The organism is Pseudomonas sp. St29 (assembly GCF_001547915.1).
GTDB lineage: Bacteria > Pseudomonadota > Gammaproteobacteria > Pseudomonadales > Pseudomonadaceae > Aquipseudomonas.
Window position 1 is genome coordinate 509682 of record NZ_AP014628.1, and the last position, 22710, is coordinate 532391.

The 22710-nt window shown below is 64.3% G+C and carries 21 protein-coding genes; 5 read left to right on the top strand and 16 right to left on the bottom strand.

The features are described from left to right. The first annotated feature begins 50 nt into the window (after positions 1-50). The 5 genes from PST29_RS02275 to PST29_RS02295 all read left to right on the top strand — a co-directional run bounded on the left by PST29_RS02275 (position 51) and on the right by PST29_RS02295 (position 7686). Complete coding sequence (locus tag PST29_RS02275; RefSeq protein ID WP_060842259.1) at positions 51-3092, top strand: type VI secretion system Vgr family protein; 3042 nt, start codon at positions 51-53, stop codon at positions 3090-3092. A 3-nt stretch (positions 3093-3095) separates the two neighbouring features. Continuing rightward, on the top strand, positions 3096-3590 hold the full coding sequence (locus PST29_RS02280; RefSeq protein WP_060842260.1) for a hypothetical protein: 495 nt from the start codon (positions 3096-3098) through the stop codon (positions 3588-3590). 72 nt (positions 3591-3662) lie between these two features. Then, positions 3663-5831 carry a T6SS effector phospholipase Tle3 domain-containing protein gene (locus tag PST29_RS02285; RefSeq protein WP_060842261.1) on the top strand — a complete coding sequence of 723 codons (2169 nt, stop codon included), beginning with the start codon at positions 3663-3665 and terminating at the stop codon, positions 5829-5831. Beyond that, positions 5831-7399: a type VI lipase adapter Tla3 domain-containing protein gene (locus PST29_RS30655; RefSeq protein WP_332455301.1), complete on the top strand. Its 1569-nt coding sequence runs from the start codon at positions 5831-5833 to the stop codon at positions 7397-7399. Before PST29_RS02285 ends, PST29_RS30655 begins: the two co-directional genes overlap by 1 nt. A 26-nt stretch (positions 7400-7425) precedes the next feature. Further along, a complete protein-coding gene (locus PST29_RS02295; protein ID WP_060842263.1) occupies positions 7426-7686 on the top strand; it encodes a PAAR domain-containing protein in 261 nt (86 codons plus the stop codon). A gap of 115 nt (positions 7687-7801) precedes the next feature. Here PST29_RS02295 and PST29_RS02300 read toward each other — a convergent pair whose 3' ends face one another. From PST29_RS02300 to PST29_RS02375, 16 genes are all read right to left on the bottom strand, one after another. Next, on the bottom strand, positions 7802-8248 hold the full coding sequence (locus PST29_RS02300; protein ID WP_060837170.1) for a hypothetical protein: 447 nt from the start codon (positions 8246-8248) through the stop codon (positions 7802-7804). A gap of 63 nt (positions 8249-8311) precedes the next feature. Further along, a complete protein-coding gene (locus PST29_RS02305) occupies positions 8312-8761 on the bottom strand; it encodes a hypothetical protein (RefSeq protein ID WP_060842264.1) in 450 nt (149 codons plus the stop codon). 25 nt (positions 8762-8786) lie between these two features. Then, positions 8787-10013 (bottom strand): beta-ketoacyl-ACP synthase, encoded by a 1227-nt coding sequence (locus PST29_RS02310; RefSeq protein WP_060842265.1) that lies wholly within the window; start codon positions 10011-10013, stop codon positions 8787-8789. Then, positions 10013-10741, bottom strand: coding sequence for a 3-oxoacyl-ACP reductase FabG (gene fabG / locus PST29_RS02315; RefSeq protein WP_060842266.1), 729 nt, complete (start codon positions 10739-10741; stop codon positions 10013-10015). Before fabG ends, PST29_RS02310 begins: the two co-directional genes overlap by 1 nt. Beyond that, positions 10738-11211: an ApeP family dehydratase gene (locus tag PST29_RS02320; RefSeq protein ID WP_060837174.1), complete on the bottom strand. Its 474-nt coding sequence runs from the start codon at positions 11209-11211 to the stop codon at positions 10738-10740. Before PST29_RS02320 ends, fabG begins: the two co-directional genes overlap by 4 nt. Next, positions 11208-12404 carry a beta-ketoacyl-[acyl-carrier-protein] synthase family protein gene (locus PST29_RS02325; RefSeq protein WP_060842267.1) on the bottom strand — a complete coding sequence of 399 codons (1197 nt, stop codon included), beginning with the start codon at positions 12402-12404 and terminating at the stop codon, positions 11208-11210. The genes PST29_RS02320 and PST29_RS02325 overlap by 4 nt, the downstream gene beginning before the upstream one ends. Then, positions 12401-12886, bottom strand: a complete 486-nt coding sequence (locus tag PST29_RS32325; protein WP_060842268.1) for a DUF3261 domain-containing protein — start codon at positions 12884-12886, stop codon at positions 12401-12403. The genes PST29_RS02325 and PST29_RS32325 overlap by 4 nt, the downstream gene beginning before the upstream one ends. Next, positions 12883-13644 carry a class I SAM-dependent methyltransferase gene (locus PST29_RS02335; protein ID WP_060842269.1) on the bottom strand — a complete coding sequence of 254 codons (762 nt, stop codon included), beginning with the start codon at positions 13642-13644 and terminating at the stop codon, positions 12883-12885. Before PST29_RS02335 ends, PST29_RS32325 begins: the two co-directional genes overlap by 4 nt. Continuing rightward, positions 13641-14888: an NAD(P)/FAD-dependent oxidoreductase gene (locus PST29_RS02340; protein WP_060842270.1), complete on the bottom strand. Its 1248-nt coding sequence runs from the start codon at positions 14886-14888 to the stop codon at positions 13641-13643. Before PST29_RS02340 ends, PST29_RS02335 begins: the two co-directional genes overlap by 4 nt. Further along, the gene (locus PST29_RS02345; protein ID WP_060842271.1) at positions 14875-16065 is read right to left on the bottom strand and encodes a hypothetical protein; all 1191 of its coding nucleotides are present in this window, start codon (positions 16063-16065) and stop codon (positions 14875-14877) included. The genes PST29_RS02340 and PST29_RS02345 overlap by 14 nt, the downstream gene beginning before the upstream one ends. Further along, positions 16059-18401, bottom strand: a complete 2343-nt coding sequence (locus PST29_RS02350) for an MMPL family transporter (RefSeq protein ID WP_060842272.1) — start codon at positions 18399-18401, stop codon at positions 16059-16061. Before PST29_RS02350 ends, PST29_RS02345 begins: the two co-directional genes overlap by 7 nt. After that, the gene (locus PST29_RS02355) at positions 18385-19065 is read right to left on the bottom strand and encodes an outer membrane lipoprotein carrier protein LolA (protein ID WP_060842273.1); all 681 of its coding nucleotides are present in this window, start codon (positions 19063-19065) and stop codon (positions 18385-18387) included. The genes PST29_RS02350 and PST29_RS02355 overlap by 17 nt, the downstream gene beginning before the upstream one ends. Then, a complete protein-coding gene (locus PST29_RS02360) occupies positions 19062-19487 on the bottom strand; it encodes an acyl-CoA thioesterase (RefSeq protein WP_060837182.1) in 426 nt (141 codons plus the stop codon). The genes PST29_RS02355 and PST29_RS02360 overlap by 4 nt, the downstream gene beginning before the upstream one ends. Continuing rightward, positions 19480-21024 carry an HAL/PAL/TAL family ammonia-lyase gene (locus tag PST29_RS02365; RefSeq protein WP_060842274.1) on the bottom strand — a complete coding sequence of 515 codons (1545 nt, stop codon included), beginning with the start codon at positions 21022-21024 and terminating at the stop codon, positions 19480-19482. Before PST29_RS02365 ends, PST29_RS02360 begins: the two co-directional genes overlap by 8 nt. Then, positions 21005-21949: an LpxL/LpxP family acyltransferase gene (locus tag PST29_RS02370; protein WP_060837184.1), complete on the bottom strand. Its 945-nt coding sequence runs from the start codon at positions 21947-21949 to the stop codon at positions 21005-21007. Before PST29_RS02370 ends, PST29_RS02365 begins: the two co-directional genes overlap by 20 nt. Beyond that, positions 21946-22680, bottom strand: coding sequence for a glycosyltransferase family 2 protein (locus tag PST29_RS02375; RefSeq protein ID WP_060841866.1), 735 nt, complete (start codon positions 22678-22680; stop codon positions 21946-21948). Before PST29_RS02375 ends, PST29_RS02370 begins: the two co-directional genes overlap by 4 nt. Positions 22681-22710: the final 30 nt, after the last annotated feature.

The window sequence follows — 22710 nt, forward strand, 5'->3', positions numbered from 1 at the left end:
GCTCAAGACTGGATGCCAACTCCAGCCCACGCATGACAAGGAACCGTCATATGCGCCAAAGGGACTTGAAGTTCACGTTTTCCGTTACTTCAGCGCAGGTGGAATTCGAGGTTGTCGAATTCACCCTGGAAGAGGCGATTTGCGAGCCTTATCGGCTCGCACTGGAGTTGGCCAGTTACACACCTAACATCGATTTTTCTCACATCCTCGATCAACCCGCCTTGCTGACGATCTGGCAGGGCGGCACTGCCGTGCGCTACGTCCACGGCCTGGTTTCCAGCTTTACCCAAGGCACCACGGGTTTTCGTCGCACGCGTTACCGTGCGCTGGTCGAACCGCCGTTCGCCCGGCTGGGGTTGAGTTCCGACTGGCGTATTTTTCAACACAAAAGCGTGCCGGAGATTCTCAAGTCGGTATTGGATGAGCACGGTGTTCTGGATTTTCAGCAACGTATCTACACCGACCACTTGCCCCGTGAGTACTGCGCCCAGGTGGGTGACAGCGACCTCTATTTGTTCGAACGGCTTTCGGCAGAAGAAGGGCTGTTCTATTTCTTCAAGCACCAGGACAGCATTTGTACGTTGATTCAGAGCGACAAGCTGTATGTTCAGGAACGCATCGAAGGAGAGCCGGTGCTATTTAGCGGGCAACCGGCAGGGGATGCTGAACAGCCGGTGCTGTATGCCTTCAGCTACACGGAAAATGTTCGCACGGCCGAGCAGACTCAACGTGATTACAGCTTCAAGCGACCGGCGTTCAACCAGCAACAGCGCAGTGTGGGCGATGACCTTGAACATCAGGCTCGGCACTATGAGCGCTATGACTACCCTGGCCGCTACAAGGTCAGCGCTACCGGTAAACCCTTCACGCGAAACCGTCTGCTGGGCCTGCGCCGCGATGCTCGGGTAGCGATTGTGCAGGGTGATGATCCGCGCCTGATACCGGGATTTTCCTTTCAACTGACAGGTCACCCGAGGGCTGACTTCAATCGTTGGTGGCGCACGGTCAGGATTACTCACAAAGGGATTCAGCATGCCAGCCAGCAAGAAGAGTCAGCTGGTGCTGAAAGAGGCGTGAGCTATGACTTCACCGCGCAGGTCGTTACCGAGGAAACCGAATGGCGCCCGCAGCCACTGCCCAAGCCGGTGGTCGACGGACCGCAGATCGCGACAGTGGTCGGCCCGCAAGAGGAAGAAATCCATGTGGATGAATTTGGCCGGGTGAAAATTCAGTATCCATGGGATCGAAAAGGCCAGAACGACGCGTTCAGTTCCTGCTGGGTACGGGTGTCGCAGAATTGGGCGGGCGGGGAATGGGGACATATGGCGATCCCGCGTGTTGGTCAGGAAGTGATAGTCGATTACCTGGACGGCGATTGCGACCAGCCGATCATCACCGGGCGTACCTATCGCAAGTCTCATATGCCGCCCTATCAACTGCCGAATCACAAGACCCTCAGTACGATCAAAAGCAAGGAATACAGGGGGACGCGAGCCAACGAGTTGCGCATCGACGATACCACCCGGCAGATCAGCGCGGCCTTGATGAGTGATCACGGCAACACAGCACTGCACTTGGGTTACCTGACCCATCCACGACCCGCTGGTGGAGCGGCTCGTGGCGAGGGTTTCGAGCTTCGCACCGACGAGCACGGTGCGTTGCGTGCCGCGAAAGGACTACTGCTCAGCACCGAGGAGCAATTGAAGGCTGACGGCGGGCAACTGAACCGGGCTAGCGTGGTTCAAGTGCTGGAGGCGGCATTGCAACTGGCCAAGGGATTGGGCGAGTACGCCACCGGGCACGCTGGCGTGGCGCATGACAGCACGCCTCAGGAAACGCTCAGTGAAGCGGTTCGCGAGCTGGGGCGCGGGGCCAACGATGAACCGGGTGGTAACGGCGGCAAGCCAGCCATCGCCCTGAGCGGTCCCGCAGGTATCGCGGCTGCTTCCCCGCAGAGCATCACTCTGGCCGCTGGCGAACATATTGACAGCGTGGCCCAACAGAACCAGCAGCTGACTTCCGGGCAAAAAATCCTGCTCAACGCAGGTGCCGATCTGGGGTTATTTGCCCAAGGTGGCGAAATTCGGCAGATCGCTCATCAAGGGCTGATGCTGTTGCAGGCGCAAAATAACAGCATTCGCCTGGAGGCTGACCAGAGCCTGGAGCTCAGCGCGAGCAAGCGGCATGTGCTGATTTCGGCCAATGAGCACATCACCCTGATGTGCGGTGGCGCCTACCTGACCCTCAAGGGGGGGAACATCGAACTGGGCATGCCGGGCAACTTTACCGTCAAGGCGGCGAAGCACAGCCTGCTTGGAGGGGCCGATCTGGCGGCTGAACTTCCGAAGTTCAACGTCGGGGATACCCAGCGTCGCTTCGTGCTCAAGCAGATCGATGGCCAGTCGCCGATGCCTAACGTGCCCTACACCATCACTCTGGCCAATGGCGAAGTCGTTGAAGGCATAACGGATGCGCAAGGCGCGACGCAACTGCTGCAGAAAGACGCCATGAGCATCGCGAGCGTGAGTATGAAGCGTTCGAACATTCCACGGGTAGCTGCAGCTGTCACAGGCATCGCCGCTCTCGCAACCAAGGTTTTCTCCGAGCCTGGGAATGAAAAAGGGCGTGCTTTGACGGAGGGGGAAATCACCCTGGCGAAAAGTGTATTTGGCGACTCCATCGATTACGACAAGGTACGCCTACGTGATGAGAACTATGTGCCCTGGCAGGGCAAGAACTATGTCATGGCGCCCAATGGACACATCTACTTTGGGGAAGATTTGCGAGGTATTTCGGATTGGAGCTTGCAGCCGTCATATGACCGGGGCTTGTTCATTCACGAGATGACACATGTCTGGCAACACCATCACGGGGTCAATGTCCTGCTGGTGGGAGCCTATCAGCAGGCAAAACAGTTCTTGGTAGGTGATCAGTATGCGTATCGGTTGGAGCCAGGAAAAACGCTCAAGGACTACAACATCGAGCAGCAAGGAGACATCGTGCGGGATTACTACTTGAGCCTGGAGACGGCAGATACCGCGGCACAGGCGAAACTCAAGCCCGTATTGGGCCGCTTTCCGGCGGGGTACTGAACCATGAAGCATTCGATATGGGCTGCGTTGTGTACGGCATTACTGGTTCAGTCTCCGGTATGGGCTGCCTCCAAACGCCCTCCGGATGTTCCGGTGATCATGGAATCCGGTCGTCCGGTGGCCGACCTTCGACTTTTGCTGGCCGATACCAATGACCTGGAGATCAGCCAAGTGTTTCTCTGTCGTCGCACCGCCAGCAAGTGTTATGAAACCCTATGGGACATTGACCTCCCCGCAGGCTGGGTCCAGCCGAAAATAGAGCTGTTGGGAAATTATCCAGGCGCACTCGTCAGAACCTATAACCCAGCAGCCCTCCAGCCGGGAGGTAGTTACAACCTCCGCATTCACTTCAATGAACGCAGCCGCTGGCATAAGCAGACAGTCTCCAGCACCTTGTTGGAATTCTGTGTGATAAGCGTTGGCGACGTGTGGCAGGTCCAGGAGCCGGCTCTTTGCCTGGCTCGAAGGAATACCGAGGAACACCAGTCGCGCCCCTGAAACGTGCTGACATGAGCCGGCGGCATGTTCAGGACGAGCATGGGCCAACGTGATCAAGGAGGAAAACCTCAGATGAATGATTCCGTCCACATGCGCAGCATTTGCACGGCAGAGGCCATCACCCTGCCGGGCGGAGGTGATGTGCACATGATTGCTCCCCCACCCAAACCCTGCGTGACCATCGTCGTGCACGGGGTCAATGATCTCGCCGGTTGCTATGAACGTATCGAACGGGGCCTGTGCCAGGGGCTCAATGAGCGTCTGGACATGCCGGCACAGCTGCCCAATGGTGCGAGCAATCCAGGGTTTCTCCAGTCGGCTAGCTACAGCCTGCCCCAGGACGATGGCGGCAAGGCCGGCAACCCCGATGCGGTGTATTACCGGCGCAAGTTCAGTACCTCGGGTAATGGCAGCGCGCCACGCAGCGTGGTGATCCCGTTCTACTGGGGTTTTCGCGAAGAAGAGCAGCACATCAACAAGACTGAGCCCCACGGTGAATGGCTGGACCGCCATAACAACCGCCTGGACAAGACTGGCACCAAGGAAGGCGGCCAGTTCGCCAATGCCACCACCAATCTGCCCGATATGTGGGGTGAGGGCTTCAACGGCTATCCGTTCGGCATCCTGCCGCTGAACCTGATTGGCGGTAAGCGGACCCATCCATTGTTTTCAGCGGCTGGGCGCCGCTACATGGTACTGGCGGCCATGCGTCTGGCCATGCTGATCAAGATCATCCGCAAGCGTTATCCGAACGACACCATCAATCTGGTCGGTCACAGCCAGGGCACGTTGCTCGGGTTGTTGGCCCATGCCTTTCTCAAGGACCAGGAACAGCGTCCCGTTGATAGCTTCATCATGCTCAACTCGCCGTACAGCCTGTTTCAGCCCAATACCGAAAAGACCCAGAAATGGCTCGAACAGCAAACCACGCCAGCGCGCATTGCCACCCTCAAGGGGATTCTGCAGTTCATTGCACAGAGTCCGAATCCGGTTCCGGCGCTGTCCAGCGTGGCCCTGAAAAACTGCCAGGGATATGGCGCCATCGGTGGGCCGGGCTGGAGCGGAGGCCCTGCGTCGCAGGCCACCATCGACGGGGAAAAACGGTTGTTCGACGAACGTGACAACCGAGGTTGCAGTTACCTGTATTTCACGCCCCAGGATCAGACCGTGGGCCTGGGCAACGTTCAGGGGATTGGCTGGCAGGGCATTGGCGACAGCGTGGAGGGCCAGCCTGCGCGAACGCAGTTACCACTGAGCTTCCATCAACGGATCTTTACCGTGCGCAAGCGCAACAACGCCAAGGAAGAGATCGGCAAACAGGTTCCTCCTTATGCCTACCCTCTGTTGCTTGAGGGTGAGGCAACCTGGGAGGACACCGGTTTAGGGCTTTTAGACCGCGGTGGCAGGGCCACGCTCAAACCCGGTACGACAGTGATCTTGAGCGCTGCGCAGTTGCCGGTGCCGGCGATGGCGGATTTCTCGACCGATGGCGTCATGACCGCTCCCGGGGCCGGATCGGCCAGCGGTGTGTACCAGATGATGGACAAGCTCGACCCCATCGATGCCGCTATCGGCCTGAGCAACGACAAGTCGCTACGGATCAAGCCGGCCTGGCGTCCGAAGGATACGAAATACGCGCGTCAAGAGATGATGGATCAGAGCATCGCTTTCAAATACGGTCGCGATGCCGCCAGCGTGAAAGAGGCCCGCGATGAGCTTTACGAGCTGTCCCAGCGGGCCCATGTGTTTGCCGTGCGGTCCATGGGGGATGGCCAGGTGCTGGTGACCCGGGGAGAAACACCCTACGAAGCCCGACTGCGCCTGCAAGGCGAAGACTATCAAGAACCGCAGTCGTTTCACTCGGGGATTCCGAATAATCCGGAGCACAGTCGGCGGGTCCTGGCCTATGACGTGGCCATTGGGGCGGGGGAGAGCGTGGATGATCTGACGTTCTATGAGTATCTGTGCCGGGTGGCGGATTGGCGGTTGGATTGGAAGAGGACTGATGACGGGATAATTGATCAACATTATGAGGAGCCTGATCTGACAAATGAGGCAGTTGAAGTGCTCTATTTTCAAGAGGAGGCCAATAATCGCCAACTGATTGATGGCACGGTTGAATACCGTTCTACAGGGGTACTACCTAGTTTAGTGGGGGACAATATGCCCTCTTTAGTAGCCAGCCAGACCTGGGGTGGAAAAAAGCTCGGTAAATCCATCCGCTTCGGAGGAAAAGTCTGATGCGCCTATTACTCCAGTTCTTATCCGTGATCGGCATTCTGTCGAGTAGTCATCTGGTTCAGGCGGCTGAGATTTCTCTGGCGTCTACTCGCTGTTTTGCTAGCCCAGCCGCGCCCGTTACTACTCACCCTGTCAAGGAGATCGCTCCAATGCCCACTGACACCCGTTACCGTGCGCCAAGCGCTTCGCCCCACTTGGAAACTTTGGACGTACTCAGCATCGGTGTGAGTTTGGATGTGTTTCGTCAAGGCGAACTCTGGAAGGCCTTGCAAGAGCAGCATGCGAGACAGCCAGAATCGTTGCACGTTGGCAGTATCCTGCCCATGGACTCGAAGAAGTATCCGGTGACTGCTGATGACAAAAATATGGCTTACAGCAAACGGAAAGCTGATGCATTGGAGTTGGGGTTACGCAACTTTTTGGAAAAATGGCCGGTTCCAACCATTACGGTGGTCCGTAGCTGGAGTGCCCAAACTCCGAATTTGCGTTTTAGACCTGAAAGAACCCAGGAAATGTTGGCCAGCATGGTGAACAGCTACCGAACTGATGCCGGCCTACATTGGCACCGAATCCGCAATCTGCAGAACGGCATTGTCTGTAATGACACCCCCGAAGGATTACTGGAAAACCTGTTTCAATTATTCGAGCGCAACCCTGATCTTCCCGCTGTTCTGATTTACAGCGTTGAAGGCATCAATATGGCGGGCGCTCTATCAAGCAGGGATATTTCTTTAAAGTCGCTCGGCGCTGTCGCGGGCCCACGTCAACCAGACAAACTAACCGACGCCATGGTCGCTCTGGTCGTTGGCCGCCCGGAACGGGTCGAATGGCTGCGCTACTACGCCCAATTCACCAAGACCAACAAGAACCCCATCGACCCCGAATTCACTGGCTGGGGTTGGCGCAAACCTGCGGTCGAGTTCCAACCCTCGCCGTTCATTCCGCAACCCTGGACCCAGCGTGCTTTCGAGCAGTGGGATGCATTGCCGGTGCTGGCGCGCATTCATCGCCCCGTTACCGTATCGCTGCAACGTCCGGATACCGGTGAACGCCTGAAGCGCGAAGCCCTGACCACGCAGTTGGCCGGTGCCTGGAAAACCGCCACCGACGGGCTGGTTTCTCCACCTTCGCGAGTGTTTTATGACGGCGGCCTGAACAGCGTGCCGCTGGCCGATCTGGCACCGGCACTCAGCGCTGCCCACAGCTCACTGGACCTGCTCGACTCACGCGAGGGCTACAACCTGACCCAGCGCCTGGGTGACACCGGCGCGGCATCGCCCTTCGTGGGCCTTGCCCTGGCGACCATGGCCAGCTACCTGAATGCCGACACCAGCGTGGTGGTGCCCATGCGCCGTCAGGACCAGGCGACGATCATCGGCGTGACGTCGCCGACCCCGGGGGAAAAGCCGGCCAATCAGTATTTTGGCGTGAGGTTGATGCCGCAGACCGCCAGCGCTGATGATCCTGTTGCGCCCGCTGCGACGCCAAAGCCTTCCCGAGCGCTGAGCGTGGAGGAGCGCCAGGCGCTGGAGGAGCATTTGGTCAAGGTCGAGCCTGACAAGGCCTGAGCGGATACACGAAACGGTAGACAGGCATGGATATTGTTCGACTCGGTGATTCCACCACACATGGTGGCACCGTGATAGAAGCTTTCAGCCAGACTGACTTGAATGGCAAGCCCGTGGCAGGGCTGGGGCATCAGGTGATATGCCCTTTGTGCAAGGGCACGTTTCCCATCGCGCAGGGCAGTGCTTTGTTGAATTTTGGCGGTGTGCCCGTGGCGCTGGACGGGATGAAAACCGCCTGTGGTGCCAGTCTGATCGCCAGTAATCCCAAAGGCCACGCGCTGAGTTGAAGGAGCGACGCCCTTCTCATCTCTTGTCGCTACAAAAGCGAATGCCCCGAGCCAGTCGGGGCATTGGTGTGAAATCACCGTCCGGACGTTTCACATCCTGTTGGCAACGATCCGCTCACTGAACCTTGGACAGATCCCCGCGCAGCGCCACGCCCGCCATGATGGCGCCGGCATGGCACTCATAGGTGCTGGCGTCCTTGCGCTCACGGCTCTTGTAGAAGCTGGCGATGTCGGTCACGGCGTTGGCCCCGACTTTCTTCGCCGCTTCATGCAGGGTGATCAGCGCCGATTGCAGGGCCCACTCGCAGGCCACCTGATCGGCCTTGCCGAAGGCGTTGGTCTTCTTGTTGGTCACCGCGCCCGGGCTGAGCACGCTGACCTTGCCGGCCGGCTTGTTGCCCGCCAGGTAGAACTTCACGCTGCCATCGATCTTGCCGGTGCTGATGGCCTCGGCGACCACCTTGTCGAACGGCAGGAACAGGGTGGTGTCGCGGGCCTGGCTGACGCCGGGCAGGGTGCACAGCAGCAGGGTGGCGGTTGCCGCCAGGGTCTTCAAACGCATCGCAGTCTCCTTGACTTGAAAAGGGGGCAAAGCAGCCCGGTGACCGGGGTCACAGGGGGATGATCATTGGCCGGCCGGGAAGCTCTTGGTCGCAGCGTCTGACAGTTGTTGCGCGGTCCGCTCGTTCTGGTTGTCCCGCAGCTCGCGCAGGATGCCCTTGTCCAGCAGGCGCACCCAGCGGATGTAGTTCTTGTGGATCTTGCCGTCCTTGTAGTCCAGGTCGCGGCTGTCGCGGTAGACGATCTTGTAGGCGCTGGCGCTGTACGGAATATCGATCTCGGCGTGGAACTGCCCGCGCACGGTGATCTCGGCCTGGATCAGCTCCGGGCTGATGCGCTGCACGGTCCACTTGCGGGCCACCAGGTTCTTCAGGATCGCCTGTTTGACCTGCTCCTGGCTGGCCTGGATGGTGGTCGGGATCACCCGGTTCGGGGTGTACATCGGTTTGCTGGTGCAGGCGGCCGTGCTCAGCAGGGCCAGGAGGATCAGCGTCGCGCGAAACAGGGAGGACATTCCATTTCTCCAGTGGGGTTGGGCGTTAAGGCCAGCGGCGGAAGATCAACGAGGTGTTGACCCCGCCAAAGGCAAAGTTGTTGTTCATCACGAATTCGTGGCTCATGGCCCGGAAGCCGCCCTGCAGGTAGTCCAGCTCGCCGCAGCGTGGGTCGACCTGGTCCAGGTTGCAGGTGTGCACATACAGGTCGCGGTTGAGCATCTCGATGCTGAACCAGGATTCCAGCGCGCCGCAGGCGCCCAGGGTGTGGCCGAGAAAACTCTTCTGCGAACTGATGGGCATCCGGCTGCCGAACAGGCTGTTGGTGGCCAGGGTCTCGGCGATATCGCCCTGCTCGGTGGCGGTGCCATGGCCGTTGACGTAGCCGATGGCCGAGGGGGCCAGGGCCGCGTCTTCCAGCGCCAGCTCCATGGCCCGGCGCATGGTGCTCTGCTCGGGACGGGTGGTGTGCTGGCCGTCGGCGTTGCTGCCGAAACCGACGATTTCCGCGTGAATCCGCGCGCCCCGGGCCAGGGCGTGTTCCAGCTCTTCGAGCACCAGCATGCCGCCGCCTTCACCGATCACCAGGCCGTCGCGGTCGGTGTCGTAGGGCCGGGGGCTGGTGTGGGGCGCATCGTTTTTCAGGCTGGTGGCGTAGAGCGCGTCGAACACCATGGCTTCGGTGGGGCACAGCTCTTCGGCGCCGCCGGCGAGCATCAGCGGCAGACGGCCGAACTTGATCGCCTCGTAGGCATAGCCGATGCCCTGGCTGCCGCTGGTGCAGGCGCTGGAGGTGGGAATCAGGCGCCCGGTCAGGCCGAAGAAAATGCTGATATTGGCTGCGGTGGTGTGGGGCATCATGCGCACGTAGGAGTTGGCGTTGAGCCCTTCGGCCACCGAGTTCAGCAGCATGTTGCCGAAGGCCTTGATCTCGTCGGTGCTGCCGGTGGAAGAGCCGCAGGCCACCCCCATGCGCCCGTCCTTGATCGACGGGTCGCCCAGCAGCCCGGCATCGGCCAGGGCCTGCTCGGCGGCGCCGACCGCCAGCCGCGAAACCCGGCCCATGCTGCGCAGTTGCTTGCGGGTCCAGTGCCCCGGCACCTGAAAGTCATCGATGGGGCCGGCCAGGCGGGTGTTGAGTTCGCTGAAGCGGTCCCATTCGTCCATGCGCCGGATGCCGCTGCGGTTGGCGGCAAAACGCTCGGCGATGCTGACCCAGTCGCTGCCCAGGGAGGTGATGCCGGCCATGCCGGTGACGACCACGCGTTTCATCAGCACAGGCCCCCGTTCACCGCCAGCACCTGGCGGGTGATGTAGGCGGCCTCGGCGGACATCAGGAAGTTCACCGCCCCGGCCACCTCTTCCGGGGTGCCCATGCGCTGGGCGGGAATCATCTTCATCAGCTCGTCCACCGGCACGTTCTCATCGAGCATGGCGGTGTCGATCAGCCCCGGGGCCACGCAGTTGACGGTGATCTTGCGCTTGCCCAGCTCGATGGCCAGGGCCTTGGCGGCGCCGATCAGGCCGGCCTTGGAGGCGCTGTAGTTGACCTGGCCGCGGTTGCCGATCAGCCCCGACACCGAGGTGATGCAGACAATGCGTCCGGCGGCGCGGCGGCGGATCATCGGCATCATCACCGGGTGCAGGACGTTGTAGAAACCGTCGAGGTTGGTGCGCAGCACCTGATCCCAGTCGTCTTCGCTGAGGGCCGGGAAGGCGCCGTCGCGGGTCAGCCCGGCATTGAGTACCACGCCGTAATAGGCGCCATGGGCTTCGACGTCGGCCTCCAGGGCCGTCCGGCAGGCCTCCCGGTCCGATACATCGAATTGCAGGATGCGGGCGCCGCGGCCCAGGGCTTCGATCTCGCCCTTGACGGCTTCGGCTTCGCTACGGCCGCAGCGGCAGTGCAGCACCAGGTCATAACCGGCCCGGGCCAGACGCAGGGCGATGGCACGGCCGATGCCACGGCTGGAGCCGGTGACCAGTACGGAGTCAGTCATGAGGGAGTTCCTGTAGAAGAGGCAGGTGTTTCATGCAGATAGTCGGCGGCCTGGGGCGGACGGTACACGTTCAGGCGCGCCGTGGCGGCAATGCCGGGGCCGCTGAGGTGGCATTCGAACACGCCCATGCCGTTGTCGTCTTCGAGGGAGCGCAGGGCGTGGATCTCCAGCAGGCTGTCGACCGGGAAGTGCTCGACATTGCATTCGAACTTGCGAGTGCCCAGCAAAAAGCCCAGCTCCACCGGCAGGCCTTGCTGGCGCGCGCGACAGCCGGCGTAGGCGGCCACGCTCTGGGCCATCAGCTCGATCCCGACCCAGGCCGGCAGGCTGCCGTCGGGGCGATTGAACAGGCCGCCGGGGCGAACCTGGAGGCGGGTGCGGATCTGTTCTTCATCAAAGTCCAGGACCTGATCGATGAGGATCATGTCCCCGGCGTGGGGCAGCAGTTCGGCGAGCGGCCAGTCGATCATGGGGCGTCTCCGATTATCAGGCTGACGTTGTTGCCACCGAAGGCGAAGGAGTTGCTCATCAGGTGGCGTGGTGAATGCGCCGCCAGGCGGTCGGCCGGGGTCACCCAGTGCAGGGGCGGCAGGGCCGGGTCGGCCGCGCCGTCCCAGACATGGGGCGGCAGCGCCTGGTCGGGGTTGTCGGCACTCAGGGCCAGCCAGCAGAACGCCGCTTCCAGGGCTCCGGCGGCGCCCAGGGTGTGGCCGCTCATCGGCTTGGTCGAGGAGCAGGGCAGGCCCTCGGGAAACAGCTGGGCCACCGCCAGGCTTTCCATGGCGTCGTTGTGCTGGGTGGCGGTGCCGTGCAGGTTCAGGTAGTCGATCTGCTGCGGCTGCAGGCCGGCGCTGCGCAGCGCCAGGCTCATGGCCTGCAAGGCACCGCGGCCATCGGGGGCCGGGGCGGAAATATGGTAGGCATCGGAGCTGGCGCCACCGCCGAGCAGGGCCACAGGGGCGTCGCCTGCGGCTTCCCTGCTCATCAGGAACAGCACTGCCGCCTCGCCAATGTTGATCCCGTCACGGTTGCGCGAGAACGGATTGCAGCGCTGCCCGGACACCGCTTCCAGGGCGCTGAAGCCGTTCAGGGTGAGCTTGCACAGGCTGTCGACCCCGCCGCACAGCACGGCGTCGCACAGGCCCAGGTCCAGCAGGCGCCGGGCGCTGATCAGGGCCCGGGCGCTGGAGGTGCAGGCGGTGGAAATCACATAGGCCGGGCCGCACAGTTGCAGCCAGTCGGCAAGAAAGTTGGCCGGCGCGCTGAGTTCCTGCTGGCGGTAGTCGTAGTCCGCCGGGAATTGCCGGTCCTGCAGATAGCGGGCAATGCCGCGGCTGGCCTCGTCGATGCCCGAGGTGCTGGTGCCCAGGACGATGCCGATGCGGCCGCGGCCGTAGCGCCGGATCGCCTGGCGGATGTCGTCCTCGATCTGCAGCGTGGCCTCCAGCAACAGCTGGTTGTTGCGGCTGCTCTGCGCCTGCAGCCCGGCGGGCATGCTGGCCAGCGCGCCGCGCACCGCCGCCACCGGCAGGCTGCGGTCGGGCACCCAGTGGCTTTCGGCGCGCAGGCCCGAGCAGTCCCCGGCCCACAGGCTGCGGGCGACTTCCCGGCGATTGCGCCCCAGGGCGCAGATCACTCCGAGGGCATTGAGGTAGGCCGTCATGGCATGCCCCCGGTGCTCAGTGGGCTGATGTGGTAATGCGGGCCTTGGGGCAGGTTCAACTCGAAATCCAGAGGTTGTTGATAGTCAATCCGCCAGCGTGGGCCGAGGGTGCGTCGAGTGCCTTGCTCAAGGGCGCCGGGGTAGTTGGCCCGCAGTTCGGCCTTGGGGGTGAGGGCGAACAGCAAGGCGGCGAACAGCTCCCGAGCTTCCGGGTTGGGCGGCAGCAGACCGTCGGCCTGCCAGTGGCCGGCCACCAGGCGCTGGCGGGCCTGGGGGATGCCCAGGGGGTCCATCAGCGACCAGCGCAGGTCCGGGCCTTCGGCCTGGATCACCAGCAGCCAGTCCTGGCGTTGTCCGTCGGCCTGGCGCTCGACATGCAGCTGCAATGGCAACGCCAGGGTGGGCATGCGCTCGGGCAGCGGAGCCTGACTGACGCAAGCGCTCAGCAACAGGACACAACCGAGCAGCAGAGCGCGGATCATGCCGACTCACCTGCCCCGGCAACGCTGGCATCCAGAGGCTTGCGCGCCACCACGTTGACCAGGGTTTCCTCGCGTTGGCCCACCGGCGGCGGCTGGCGCAGACCGAGGCGCTCCAGCAGGCCGAAGTCCTTGGCGCGACTCCACCACAGGTAGGGATAAGACACGTTCTGCGGGCCGAATTCAAAGCCCTGCCGACGAATCATCTGCAAATATTCGGCGGCGCTTTTCTGCACATGCATCGGATGGCGGAACAGCCAGCGGATCACCCAGGTATCGATGTAGGCCTCGGTGGATTCGGCGAACAGCAGGTAGCCCCCGGGCTTGAGCACCCGGTAGAACTCGGCCAGGGCCTTTTCCTGTTCCACCAGGTGATGGAAGGTCTGGTGGCAGAACAGCAGGTCGACACTGGCGTCGGCCAGTTGCAGGGTCGCGCAGTCGCTGCCGATCAGCTCCACCTGCAATTGCTGGCGCCGGGCTTCTTCGGCGCTGAGCTTTAGGCTGTGAGGGTCGGCGTCGATGCCGATCAGGCGCTGCGGGGCGAACACCTGGCGCAGGTGCTGGAACGACTTGCCCTGGCCGCAGCCGGCATCCAGCAGCACCGGATGGGCGGGCGGCTCGCCGTCGAACAGCGAGCGCAGGTCGTTGATCGCCACCCGCAGCACATGGTGCTGCCAGGTGTGGCTGCGCAGGAACCAGAAACCGAAGCGGGTTTCCTCGACGTAGCTGGGGCTCAGGTACTGGCCGCTTTGCTCGCTCATGCCACGTCCCTCGCGCAGACTTCCGACAGGGCCTTGAGCCGGCGCTTGGGCTCGCTGACGAAGGGGTTGCGTTCATCCCAGGCGTAACCGGCGAGGATCGAACTGATCATGCGGCGGATTTCCGGCGAGCTGCCCGGGTGGTAGATCACGTCCTGGAAGGTGCCGGCGTACCAGCCCTCGACGTAGCAGCGGAAGGTGTCGACGCCGCGCTTGAGCGGCTCGGCGAACTCGCTCGCCCAGTCGACGCTTTCGCCCTGCAACTGCCGGTGCAGCACGGCGGCGGCCATGCTCGACGAGCGCATGGCGATGGTCACCCCGGAGGAGAACACCGGATCGAGGAACTCCGCGGCATTGCCCAGCAGGGCGAAGCCCGGGCCGTGCAGGGTGGTGACGTTGGCCGAGTAGCCGCCGATGGTCCGCGCCGGGGTGTCCCATTCGGCGTTTTCCAGGACCCTGGCCAGGCTCGGGGTTTGCTCGATGAAACCGCGCAGGCAGGCGTCCAGGTCGCCATCGCGCCCGGCGAAGTGTTCATCGGCGGCCACCACGCCCACCGAACAGCGGCCGTTGCTGAAGGGGATGCTCCAGAACCAGATGTCGCGGTGTTGCGGGTGGGTGGTGATGAGGATCTTGTTGCGGTCGAAATGCTCGCAGTCGATGCGGTCTTCGACATGGGTGAACACCGCCCGGCGTACCGGGAAGTTCGACGGCGCCTCCAGCTCCAGCAGGCGCGGCAGCACCCGGCCATAGCCGCTGGCGTCGAGGATGAAGTCGGCTTCGATGCGGTACTGGCTGCCGTCCTCGCGACGGCAGTCGAGCTGCGGCATCGGCCGCGCCACGTCCACCGCGATGATCTCCTCGCCGTAGCGGATCTCGACCCCTTGCAGCGCCGCCTGATCGGCCAGCAGCTTGTCGAAGTCGGCGCGCTGCACCTGGAAGGTGGTGGGCTTGCCGTGGCTGAAGGTGTCGCCGAAATCGAAGGTGCTGTAGTGCTCGCCCCAGGCGAACGCCGCGCCGTTTTTCAACTGGAACCCGGCGGCCTGCACGGCCTCCAGCATCCCGGCTTCCTCGACGAAATCCAGGCAGTGGGACAGCAGGCTTTCGCCGATGGAGAAACGCGGGAAATGTTGCCGCTCGACGATCAGCACGTCGTGGCCCTGGCGCTTGAGCAGCGCGGCCGCGATGGCCCCCGAGGGGCCGGCACCGATCACCACGACCTGGCGACGTTGCATTTCAACTGTTGGCACTGGGGCTCCTTGCCGGTTTGGCGATGTTCAGATTCAAGGGGGCAGCGTGGGTCGCTGCCGGAGGCGTTCGGTGCATCCCGGCCAGGGCCGGCAGCAGGGTGGCGATCAGGCCCATGAGCATCAGCGCGAAGTACAGCGCCGGGCTGATCAGCTGTTGTTGCAGCAGCAGGTTGAGAAAGACGATCTCGCTCAAGCCGCGAATGTTCAGCAGCAGGCTTTCCCGCCAGCGGCTGGCGCCCGTGAAGGAGGCGCCGGCCCAGCGCAGGCCCAGCCAGTTGCCCAGCAGCTTGCTGGCAATCGGCAGCACCAGCAGCGCTGCCAGTTGCACCCAGCCGAGGCTGTCCATGGCGCTGTGCACATTGATCTGCACGATGCCGAACGTGAGGATCAGCGGGATGGCGATGCTGCTCTGCAAGCGGTTCATCCAGGCAGCCTTTAACGGCAGCACCAGCGGCAGCTTGAGGGCGGCCATGCACAGCAGGTAGCCGATGCCGAAGATCAGCGCATTGAGCTTGTAGTGCTCGGCCACCACCAGCAGGCCGAAGAACCCCAGGCTGTGCAGCAGCGGCTGGCGCAGGCCCAGGCCACGCAGCAGCAACGGCAGGCAGGCGCCGGCCAGGGGCAGCAGCAGGCTGCTCAGGTGCAGGCTGCCCTGGGCCAGGGCGAACAGGCTCCAGCAGGTCAGGTCGATGAGAATCGCCGTCTGCACCAGGCGCCGGGTGGCGGCGGGCGGGTACTGGATGTGCCGCAGGTACAGGTAGAGCACCGGGATCGCCGTGATGGCGAACAGCAGGCCCACCGCCAGGGAGCTGATCCAGGGTTGCGCCGGCAGCAGCCAGAAGGCCGTGGCCAGGCCGCAGGCGAAGGGAATGCCGAAGCTCGGCACGGCGATCTTCAGGCTCTGGCGATCCAGGCGCAGGTCGATCACATCACTGAGGATGTGCCCCAGCAGCAGGGCGAAGCTCAGGCCGTAGAGGAACTTGAGCCATTGCGGCGATACCAGCTGCGCGCCGCCCAGCTGCCAGTGCGGCTCGATCCACAGCAGCATCAGTAACGGCAGGCCGAAGGTCGCCAGCAGCAGTTGGCTGACGATCGGGATCAGGCCCAGGTGCCGCCCGAGATGGGTGGCCAGGGCGAACAGCCCCAGGACCAGCAGCCAGAACAGCAGGATCAGCATGGGCCGCGCTCCGCCTCGGGCGTCGGGTGCGGCGTGTGGCCGGCCCAGGGCGCGAGGATAAAGCTGAAGGCCAGCCCCAGGCTCACCGCCAGTCCGAAGTTGCTCACCGCCGGGGTGCTGGACACCGCCAGCAGGCCGAACGACAGCCAGGTGGTCAGGGCCGCCAGCAGAGTGCCCAACAGGCTCACCGCGGCACCGCCGATCTGCTCGCGCATGAGGATCGCGTAGTCGACACTGATGGCCGTCACCAGCAACAGGCCAAACAGGCTGAACAGGGTCAGGGGCTGGCCCAGCCAGCCGAGGCTGGCCAGGCTGCACAAGGCGGCCAGCAGCGGCAGCGCCACCAGGCGCAAGGCGCCCCCGAAGCCGAAGGGCAGGATCAGCAGCAGGACGATCAGTACGCAGGAGGCCAGCTTGAGTTCGGCGGCGCTGACCTGGGTCGCGGCGAACACCCGGTTCAATTCACCGAGGCGGTCCACCAGTTGCACCCCGGGCAGATCGTCGGCCTGAACCCGCAGCAGGGCGGCGTCGTTCAACCCTTGCAGGCTGACCATGGCGGCCACGCCGTCGGCGTTGGGCCCCAGCCACAATGGGCGATAGGGCTCGGCCAGGGGGCCGTTGAGGGCGCTGTCGATATCGCTGGGCGGCAGTTCCTGCAGTTGCTGCAACTCGGCCTGCAACGCCTCCAGGGGCACGCCCAGGGCCAGCAGTGGCTGCCAGAACTGCGGCAGTTGCTGCAGCGCCTGGCGCAGCCGCTGCTGGTCCCGGGCCTGGCTGAGCAGTTGCTCCAGGGACAGGTAGCCCTTGAGCTTGCCCAGGTTCACCAGTTGCTGCAGGCGTTCGTCCAGGGCGCCCAGACGTTGCAGCAATTGCTCCTGGCTGGTCGCGCGTACCAGAAAGAACTGGCTGGTGGGTTGATAGCCGGTGATCCGGGCAATGGCCTGGGCCTCTTGCAGCAGTTGCGGCGGTGCGCCGACCCACTGGCGGATATCGTTCTTGCTTTCCAGTTGCCACAGGCCGCCCGCGCAGAACAGCGCCAACAGGGCCAGCAGCGCCGGGCTCGGCACACGCTTGAGCAGCGCTTCACGCACCCTGAGCAACGCTTCGGCGACCCGCAGCGGCCATTGCGCCGGATGCAGTTCGACGCCCTTGAGCAGCGCCGGCAGCAGGCACACCGCCGACAGGTAGGCCCCCAGCAGGCCGGCGGCGGAGAACGCGGCGATCTGGGTCAGTGCCGGGAACGGGGTCCAGGCCAGGGCCAGGTAACCGATGCAACTGGTGATCAGGCTCAGGCTCAGCCCCGGCAGGGTCAGGCGCAGGGCCGGCCAGCTGCGCCAGGGCTTCAGGCTCCAGCTCTTGGACAGGTAGTGCAGCGGGTAGTCGACGGCCACGCCGATCAGGCTCGACCCCAGCACCAGGGTCATCACGTGCATGTGGCCGAACAGGGAGACACAGGCCACCGCGCCGAACAGCATGCCCACCAGCACCGGAACGAAGGCCAGCAAGGCCCGCCAGCGGCGGAAGGCCAGGAGCAGCAGCAACAGGATCCCCAGGGTCGCGCCACCGCCGACCCAGGTGATCTCGCGGCTGGCCTGCAGCTGACCGTTGGCGGCGTACAGCAGGCCACTGGCGGCCAGCAGCTGGACCCCGCCCTGGCTCGCCTGTTCCCGGCTGTGGCGCAGCAGCTCGGCCACTTGCAGGGGCAACTGCATGTCGAACGCGTTGCCGCGGGTATGGGCCCGCAGCAGCACCCAGTGCCGGCCCTCGGCTTCGGCCACCAGGGCGCCGCTGCCGATATCCAGCAGCACCGCGCCATGTTGCGGCTGGCTGTTCTGGATGCGTCCGGTCAGGCCCAGCCAGTCATCCTGGCTCGGCACCAGGGAGAAGCCGGCAAAGGGGTCGAACAGGCTTTGCACCCGCTGCTCGATGAACGCCTGGGGCTGGTTGATCAACTGCTCCCGGTCCTTGGCCGCGAGCATCGCCAGCCGTCCTTGGAGCAATTGCTTGCGCAAGGCCGGCAGGTCGGCCTCAAGGTTCCACTGCACCTTGTCGAACAGCCCGCTGGCCTGCCATTGCTCGGCCAACTGGCGGGCCATGTTCAGCGCCTGCGGGCGCTCGGCGTGACCCACCAGCACCAGGATTTCCCGGTTCAGCGGCTCTTGCATGCGTTGTTCGGCCTGCAGCTCCAGGGCATCGGGAGCGGTGCCGGGCACCAGTTCCATGAGGTTGGCCGACAGCGGCGCGCCGTGGCGCCATTGCCAGGCACCCAGGGCCAGCACCGCCAGCAGCAGGATCAGGAAAGCACGGGGCAGCCAGCGTTCACTCGGCAAAATCATGTTGCTCCGTCGCGCTCAGCGGCTCGGCGCTGCTGCTGTCCTGCATGATCAGCAGGGTGCGGTCGCCCTGGGCTTCCAGCAGTTCGATGCGTTGCACCAGTGCGCCGCCGTCGATGTTGATCTGGTTGAAGATCTGTTTCAGCAGCAGGGAGCGGGGGATCAACTGCAGGTGCCAGTCTTCGGCGCTGCCTTGCAGCTTGAGCTCGAAGTCCCGTTGCAGGCCGCTGCTGTCGCCTTGCAGCACGGCCAGAAACAGGCGGTTCTGCTCGGCCCCGGCGCTCTTGCCGGGGAGCATCTGCCAGCCGCCGGCATCGCGCCGGGCAATGCCTTGGGCGGTGATGCGGTAGTCCTGTTGCAGCGGGGTTTGCAGCAGCCACAGCAGGCCGTGGTTTTTCGCCAGGACGAAGTGGCCCTTGCTGGTCAGCGGCTGGGGCAGGGCGCGCAGGTGTTTCTCCTGGACGAAGCGGCCGTGGATCACCTCCGGCCGCGCCAGCTGATCGCTCAGCTGTTGCAGGTCGAAGGCCTGGGCCAGGCCCGGAACACAGCACAGCACCCAGAGTGCAGGCGCGAGCTTGCTCGCGAACCGCCGCAGCACGGTGCGCAGCGCCGTGCACTGGGCAGACAGACCGACCCGCTTCGCGAGCAAGCTCGCTCCCACGGTCACGGCAGGGCCCTCGCAACGGCGTCGGTGAAGACTTTGGGCGAGGCCAGCTGCATCTCCCGGCTGGCGATCTCCACCGCCACCTGCACCGAGCTGGCGCGGGTCAGGCGCTCGCCACTGGCCAGGTCGGTGATCAGGTAGTTGATCTTCAGGCGGTTCTCCCACTCCACCAGGCTGGCGCGCACGTTCAGGGTCTGGCCGAACACCGCGCCGCGCACGTAGCGCAGTTGCAGGTCGATCACCGGCCAGGCGTAGCCGGATTCGAGCATCTGGTTGTAGTTGTGGCCGAGCTTGTCCAGCAGGGCGCAGCGGGCCACTTCCAGGTACTTGACGTAATGCCCGTGCCAGACGACGTGCATGGTGTCGACGTCGAAGAACGGCACCAGCACCTGGGTGTCGGCGTGGATCACTCCCTTGCTACGCATGCAGCCTCCAGTGTTGTTCGGCGATGCGCTGCAGGCACAGGCGCAGTTCGCGCTCCAGGGCGCGGTCCTCGATCACCGGTGGGAAGTCCGCGGCCAGTTGCCGGTGCATGGCATCCAGGGCCGGCGGCAACGGCCGGGCATCGGCTTCCTGGCGGCGCAGCCAGACGCCCTGGTTGGCCGCGAGCAAGGTGGCGGCGGCCACTTGTTCGGTCAGTTCCAGCACCCGGATGGCGTCGCGGGCGGCGATGGTGCCCATGCTCACCTTGTCCTGGTTGTGGCACTCGGTGGAGCGCGAGAACACGCTGGCCGGCAGGGTGTTCTTCAGGGCTTCGGCGGTCCAGGCGCTGGCGCCGATCTGCACCGCCTTGAAGCCGTGATTGAGCATGGCGCGTTCGGCGCTGGCGCCGGACAGGTTGCTCGGCAGGCCGTGGTTGTAGCGCACGTCCACCAGCAGCGCCAGTTGCCGGTCCAGCATGTCGGCGACGTTGGCCACCAGGTTCTTCAGGCTGTCCATGGCAAAGGCGATGTGGCCGCCATAGAAGTGCCCGCCGTGCAGCACGCGCTCGGCTTCGGCGTCGATGATCGGGTTGTCGTTGGCGCTGTTGAGTTCGGTTTCGATAAAGCTACGCAGCCAGTTCAGGCTGTCGGCCAGCACCCCGAGCACGTGGGGCGCGCAGCGCAGCGAGTAGCGGTCCTGCAGGCGGTGCAGGGGCGCGGTCGGTGCATCGATCGCCAGGTCCTGGCGCAGCCACGCGGCCACTTGCATCTGCCCCGGGTGCGGCTTGGCGGCGAACAGGCGCTCGTCGAAGTGCTCCGGGTTGCCTTGCAGGGCCACCACGTTGAGGGCGGTGATGCGGGTCGCCAGGCGCAGCAGGTAGTCGGCCCGGGCAAAGGCCAGGCAGGCCAGCCCGGTCATCACCGCGGTGCCGTTCATCAGCGCCAGGGCTTCCTTGGGCCGCAGCACCAAGGGCTCCCAGCCCAGCTCGCGGTGCACGTCGGCGGACTCACGACGCTCGCCACGGAACAGCACCTCGCGTTCGCCGGACAGGGTCGCCGCCACATAGGACAGCGGCGTCAGGTCGCCGCTCGCGCCCACCGAACCCTCTTCGGGGATCAGCGGCAGGATGTCCTGGTCGAGGAAGGCCTGCAGGCGTTCCAGCAGTTCCACCCGCACCCCGGACACGCCGTGGCACAGCGACTGCAAGCGCGCCGCCAGCACCGCGCGGGTGGCCTGGGCGTCCAGCAGCTTGCCCAGGCCGCAGCCGTGGAAGGTGTACAGATGCCGGGGCAGGGCCTCGACGTGCTGCAGCGGCACGGCCACCACGCAGGAGTCGCCATAGCCGGTGGTCACGCCATAGATCACCCCTTCCTTGTCCAGCAGGGAATCGAGGAACTGCGCGCCCTTGGCGATCCGCTGGCGCCAGGCGGCGTCGTCTTGCAGGCGGGTCGGCGCCTGGCGGTTGGCCAGGGCCAGCACGTCTTCGATGCGCAGGGGGTGTTCGCCGAAGGTTACCGGCTCATGGGTCGAGGTCGTCATCGGTCTTCCAGAATGGGTAAAAGTTGAACCATTGTTGCGGTGCCTGCAGGCAGTACTGGCCCAGGCGCTCGGCGTAGCGGGCGGTCCACTGGGCGATCACCTGCTGGCGGTCGTTGCGCTTCCACTGCACGGCCTCGGCGAAGGGTTCCAGGGTTACCTGGTAGCGGCCCTGCTGTTTCAGGCACAGCAGCAGGTTGACCGGGCACTTGAGCAGCCCCGCCAGCAGCCAGGGGCCCTGGGGGAAGGCCGCCGGATGGCCGAGGAAATCCACCCGCACATTGCGCCCGCCGTGCAGCGGCACGCGGTCGCCGGCAATCGCCAGCCACTCGCCGCGATCCAGGCGCTGGCTCAGTTGCAGCATGATCGCCGGGTCCAGCTCGCTGACCTGGATCAGCCGCAGGTTGCTGGCCCCGGCTTCGCCCAGCAGGCGGTTGAAGCGTTCAGCGTGCTTGGTGTGCACCAGCACGTTCATGGTCACCTGTTCCCCCAGCTCGGCCAGGGCCCGGCAGACTTCCAGGTTGCCCAGGTGCGCGCCCACCAGCAGTTGCCCGCGTTCACCGCGCAGTTGGTGGCGCAGCATCGCCGGGTCGATGATCTCGATCTGTTCGATGCGCAGCTTGCCGTTCCACACGTCGAGCTTGTCCAGCAGGGCATCGGCAAAGGCCATGAACTGAGCGAACACCCGCCCGTGGCTGGGGCGCAACTCTGCGCGCCCGCTCCATTGCGCCAGACGCTGCTGGTACTGCCAGATGCTGCGCCGGGCGCGGCGGCCGAACAGGAAGAAATAGAACACGATGACGTACAGCACCGGGCTCAGGACGCGGCGTCCCAGGACCCGCACGCCGAAGGCGGTGAGCTTCATCAGCCAGAAGCTGCCGCGCTCCTGGTGCTCGGCCCAGTGTTCGTTGGGGGGCGTCTGGCTCATGGGCGCCACCGGCGCCAGAGGATCAGCGGCAGGCGCGCCAACATGCCGCAGAACAGCTTGGCGTGCATCTTGGAAATCAGCGCGTTGTCGTGGAACAGGCGAAAGTGCGAGAGGCCGTCCTGCGGGTAGTGCACCCGGGTCGGCAGCCAGTGCATGGGCTGGTTGCGCCAGGACAGGCGCACCAGGATCTCCGGGTCGAAGTCCATGCGCCGGCCCAGTTGCACCGAGTCGATCAGCGCCAGCGCCGCAGGCAGGGGATAGACCCGGAAGCCGCACATGGAATCCGGGATCTGCAGCGACAGGCTGTTGATCCAGACCCAGACATGGGTCAGGTAGCGGGCGTACAGGCGGCCCTTGGGCACGCTGGCGTCGTACTGTGGATAACCGCAGATCAGCGCTTCGGGATGGGCTTGGGAGCGTTGGATGAAGTGATCCACATCCGTGAGGTCGTGCTGGCCGTCGGCGTCCACCTGCAGGGCGTGGCTGAAGCCCAGCCGCGCGGCTTCGCGCAGGCCGGCCATGACCGCGCCGCCCTTGCCCTGGTTGACCGCCAGGCGGATCAGGAACACCTGCTCGCGCCCGGCCATTTGTTCCAGCACCGCCGCACAGGCCGGGCTGCTGGCATCGTCCACCAGCACGCAGGGCAGGCCCCGGGCCAGGAGCGCATCGATCACCGCGGGCACGGCGGTTTCATGGTTGTACACCGGAATCACCGCACAAGGCCTATGCATGGCCGCAGGCCCCTGCACGGCAGGAGCCGG

What these genes read in the sequence shown, in the direction of transcription:
- PST29_RS30655 (WP_332455301.1), top strand. Translation starts at nt 5,831, where the DNA reads ATGCGCCTATTACTCCAGTTCTTATCCGTGATCGGCATTCTGTCGAGT.
- PST29_RS02275 (WP_060842259.1), top strand. Translation starts at nt 51, where the DNA reads ATGCGCCAAAGGGACTTGAAGTTCACGTTTTCCGTTACTTCAGCGCAG.
- PST29_RS02280 (WP_060842260.1), top strand. Translation starts at nt 3,096, where the DNA reads ATGAAGCATTCGATATGGGCTGCGTTGTGTACGGCATTACTGGTTCAG.
- PST29_RS02295 (WP_060842263.1), top strand. Translation starts at nt 7,426, where the DNA reads ATGGATATTGTTCGACTCGGTGATTCCACCACACATGGTGGCACCGTG.
- PST29_RS02375 (WP_060841866.1), bottom strand. Translation starts at nt 22,680, where the DNA reads ATGCATAGGCCTTGTGCGGTGATTCCGGTGTACAACCATGAAACCGCC.
- PST29_RS02350 (WP_060842272.1), bottom strand. Translation starts at nt 18,401, where the DNA reads ATGATTTTGCCGAGTGAACGCTGGCTGCCCCGTGCTTTCCTGATCCTG.
- PST29_RS02300 (WP_060837170.1), bottom strand. Translation starts at nt 8,248, where the DNA reads ATGCGTTTGAAGACCCTGGCGGCAACCGCCACCCTGCTGCTGTGCACC.
- PST29_RS02360 (WP_060837182.1), bottom strand. Translation starts at nt 19,487, where the DNA reads ATGCGTAGCAAGGGAGTGATCCACGCCGACACCCAGGTGCTGGTGCCG.
- PST29_RS02310 (WP_060842265.1), bottom strand. Translation starts at nt 10,013, where the DNA reads ATGAAACGCGTGGTCGTCACCGGCATGGCCGGCATCACCTCCCTGGGC.
- fabG (WP_060842266.1), bottom strand. Translation starts at nt 10,741, where the DNA reads ATGACTGACTCCGTACTGGTCACCGGCTCCAGCCGTGGCATCGGCCGT.
- PST29_RS02305 (WP_060842264.1), bottom strand. Translation starts at nt 8,761, where the DNA reads ATGTCCTCCCTGTTTCGCGCGACGCTGATCCTCCTGGCCCTGCTGAGC.
- PST29_RS02370 (WP_060837184.1), bottom strand. Translation starts at nt 21,949, where the DNA reads ATGAGCCAGACGCCCCCCAACGAACACTGGGCCGAGCACCAGGAGCGC.
- PST29_RS02285 (WP_060842261.1), top strand. Translation starts at nt 3,663, where the DNA reads ATGAATGATTCCGTCCACATGCGCAGCATTTGCACGGCAGAGGCCATC.
- PST29_RS32325 (WP_060842268.1), bottom strand. Translation starts at nt 12,886, where the DNA reads ATGATCCGCGCTCTGCTGCTCGGTTGTGTCCTGTTGCTGAGCGCTTGC.
- PST29_RS02345 (WP_060842271.1), bottom strand. Translation starts at nt 16,065, where the DNA reads ATGCTGATCCTGCTGTTCTGGCTGCTGGTCCTGGGGCTGTTCGCCCTG.
- PST29_RS02365 (WP_060842274.1), bottom strand. Translation starts at nt 21,024, where the DNA reads ATGACGACCTCGACCCATGAGCCGGTAACCTTCGGCGAACACCCCCTG.
- PST29_RS02320 (WP_060837174.1), bottom strand. Translation starts at nt 11,211, where the DNA reads ATGATCGACTGGCCGCTCGCCGAACTGCTGCCCCACGCCGGGGACATG.
- PST29_RS02325 (WP_060842267.1), bottom strand. Translation starts at nt 12,404, where the DNA reads ATGACGGCCTACCTCAATGCCCTCGGAGTGATCTGCGCCCTGGGGCGC.
- PST29_RS02335 (WP_060842269.1), bottom strand. Translation starts at nt 13,644, where the DNA reads ATGAGCGAGCAAAGCGGCCAGTACCTGAGCCCCAGCTACGTCGAGGAA.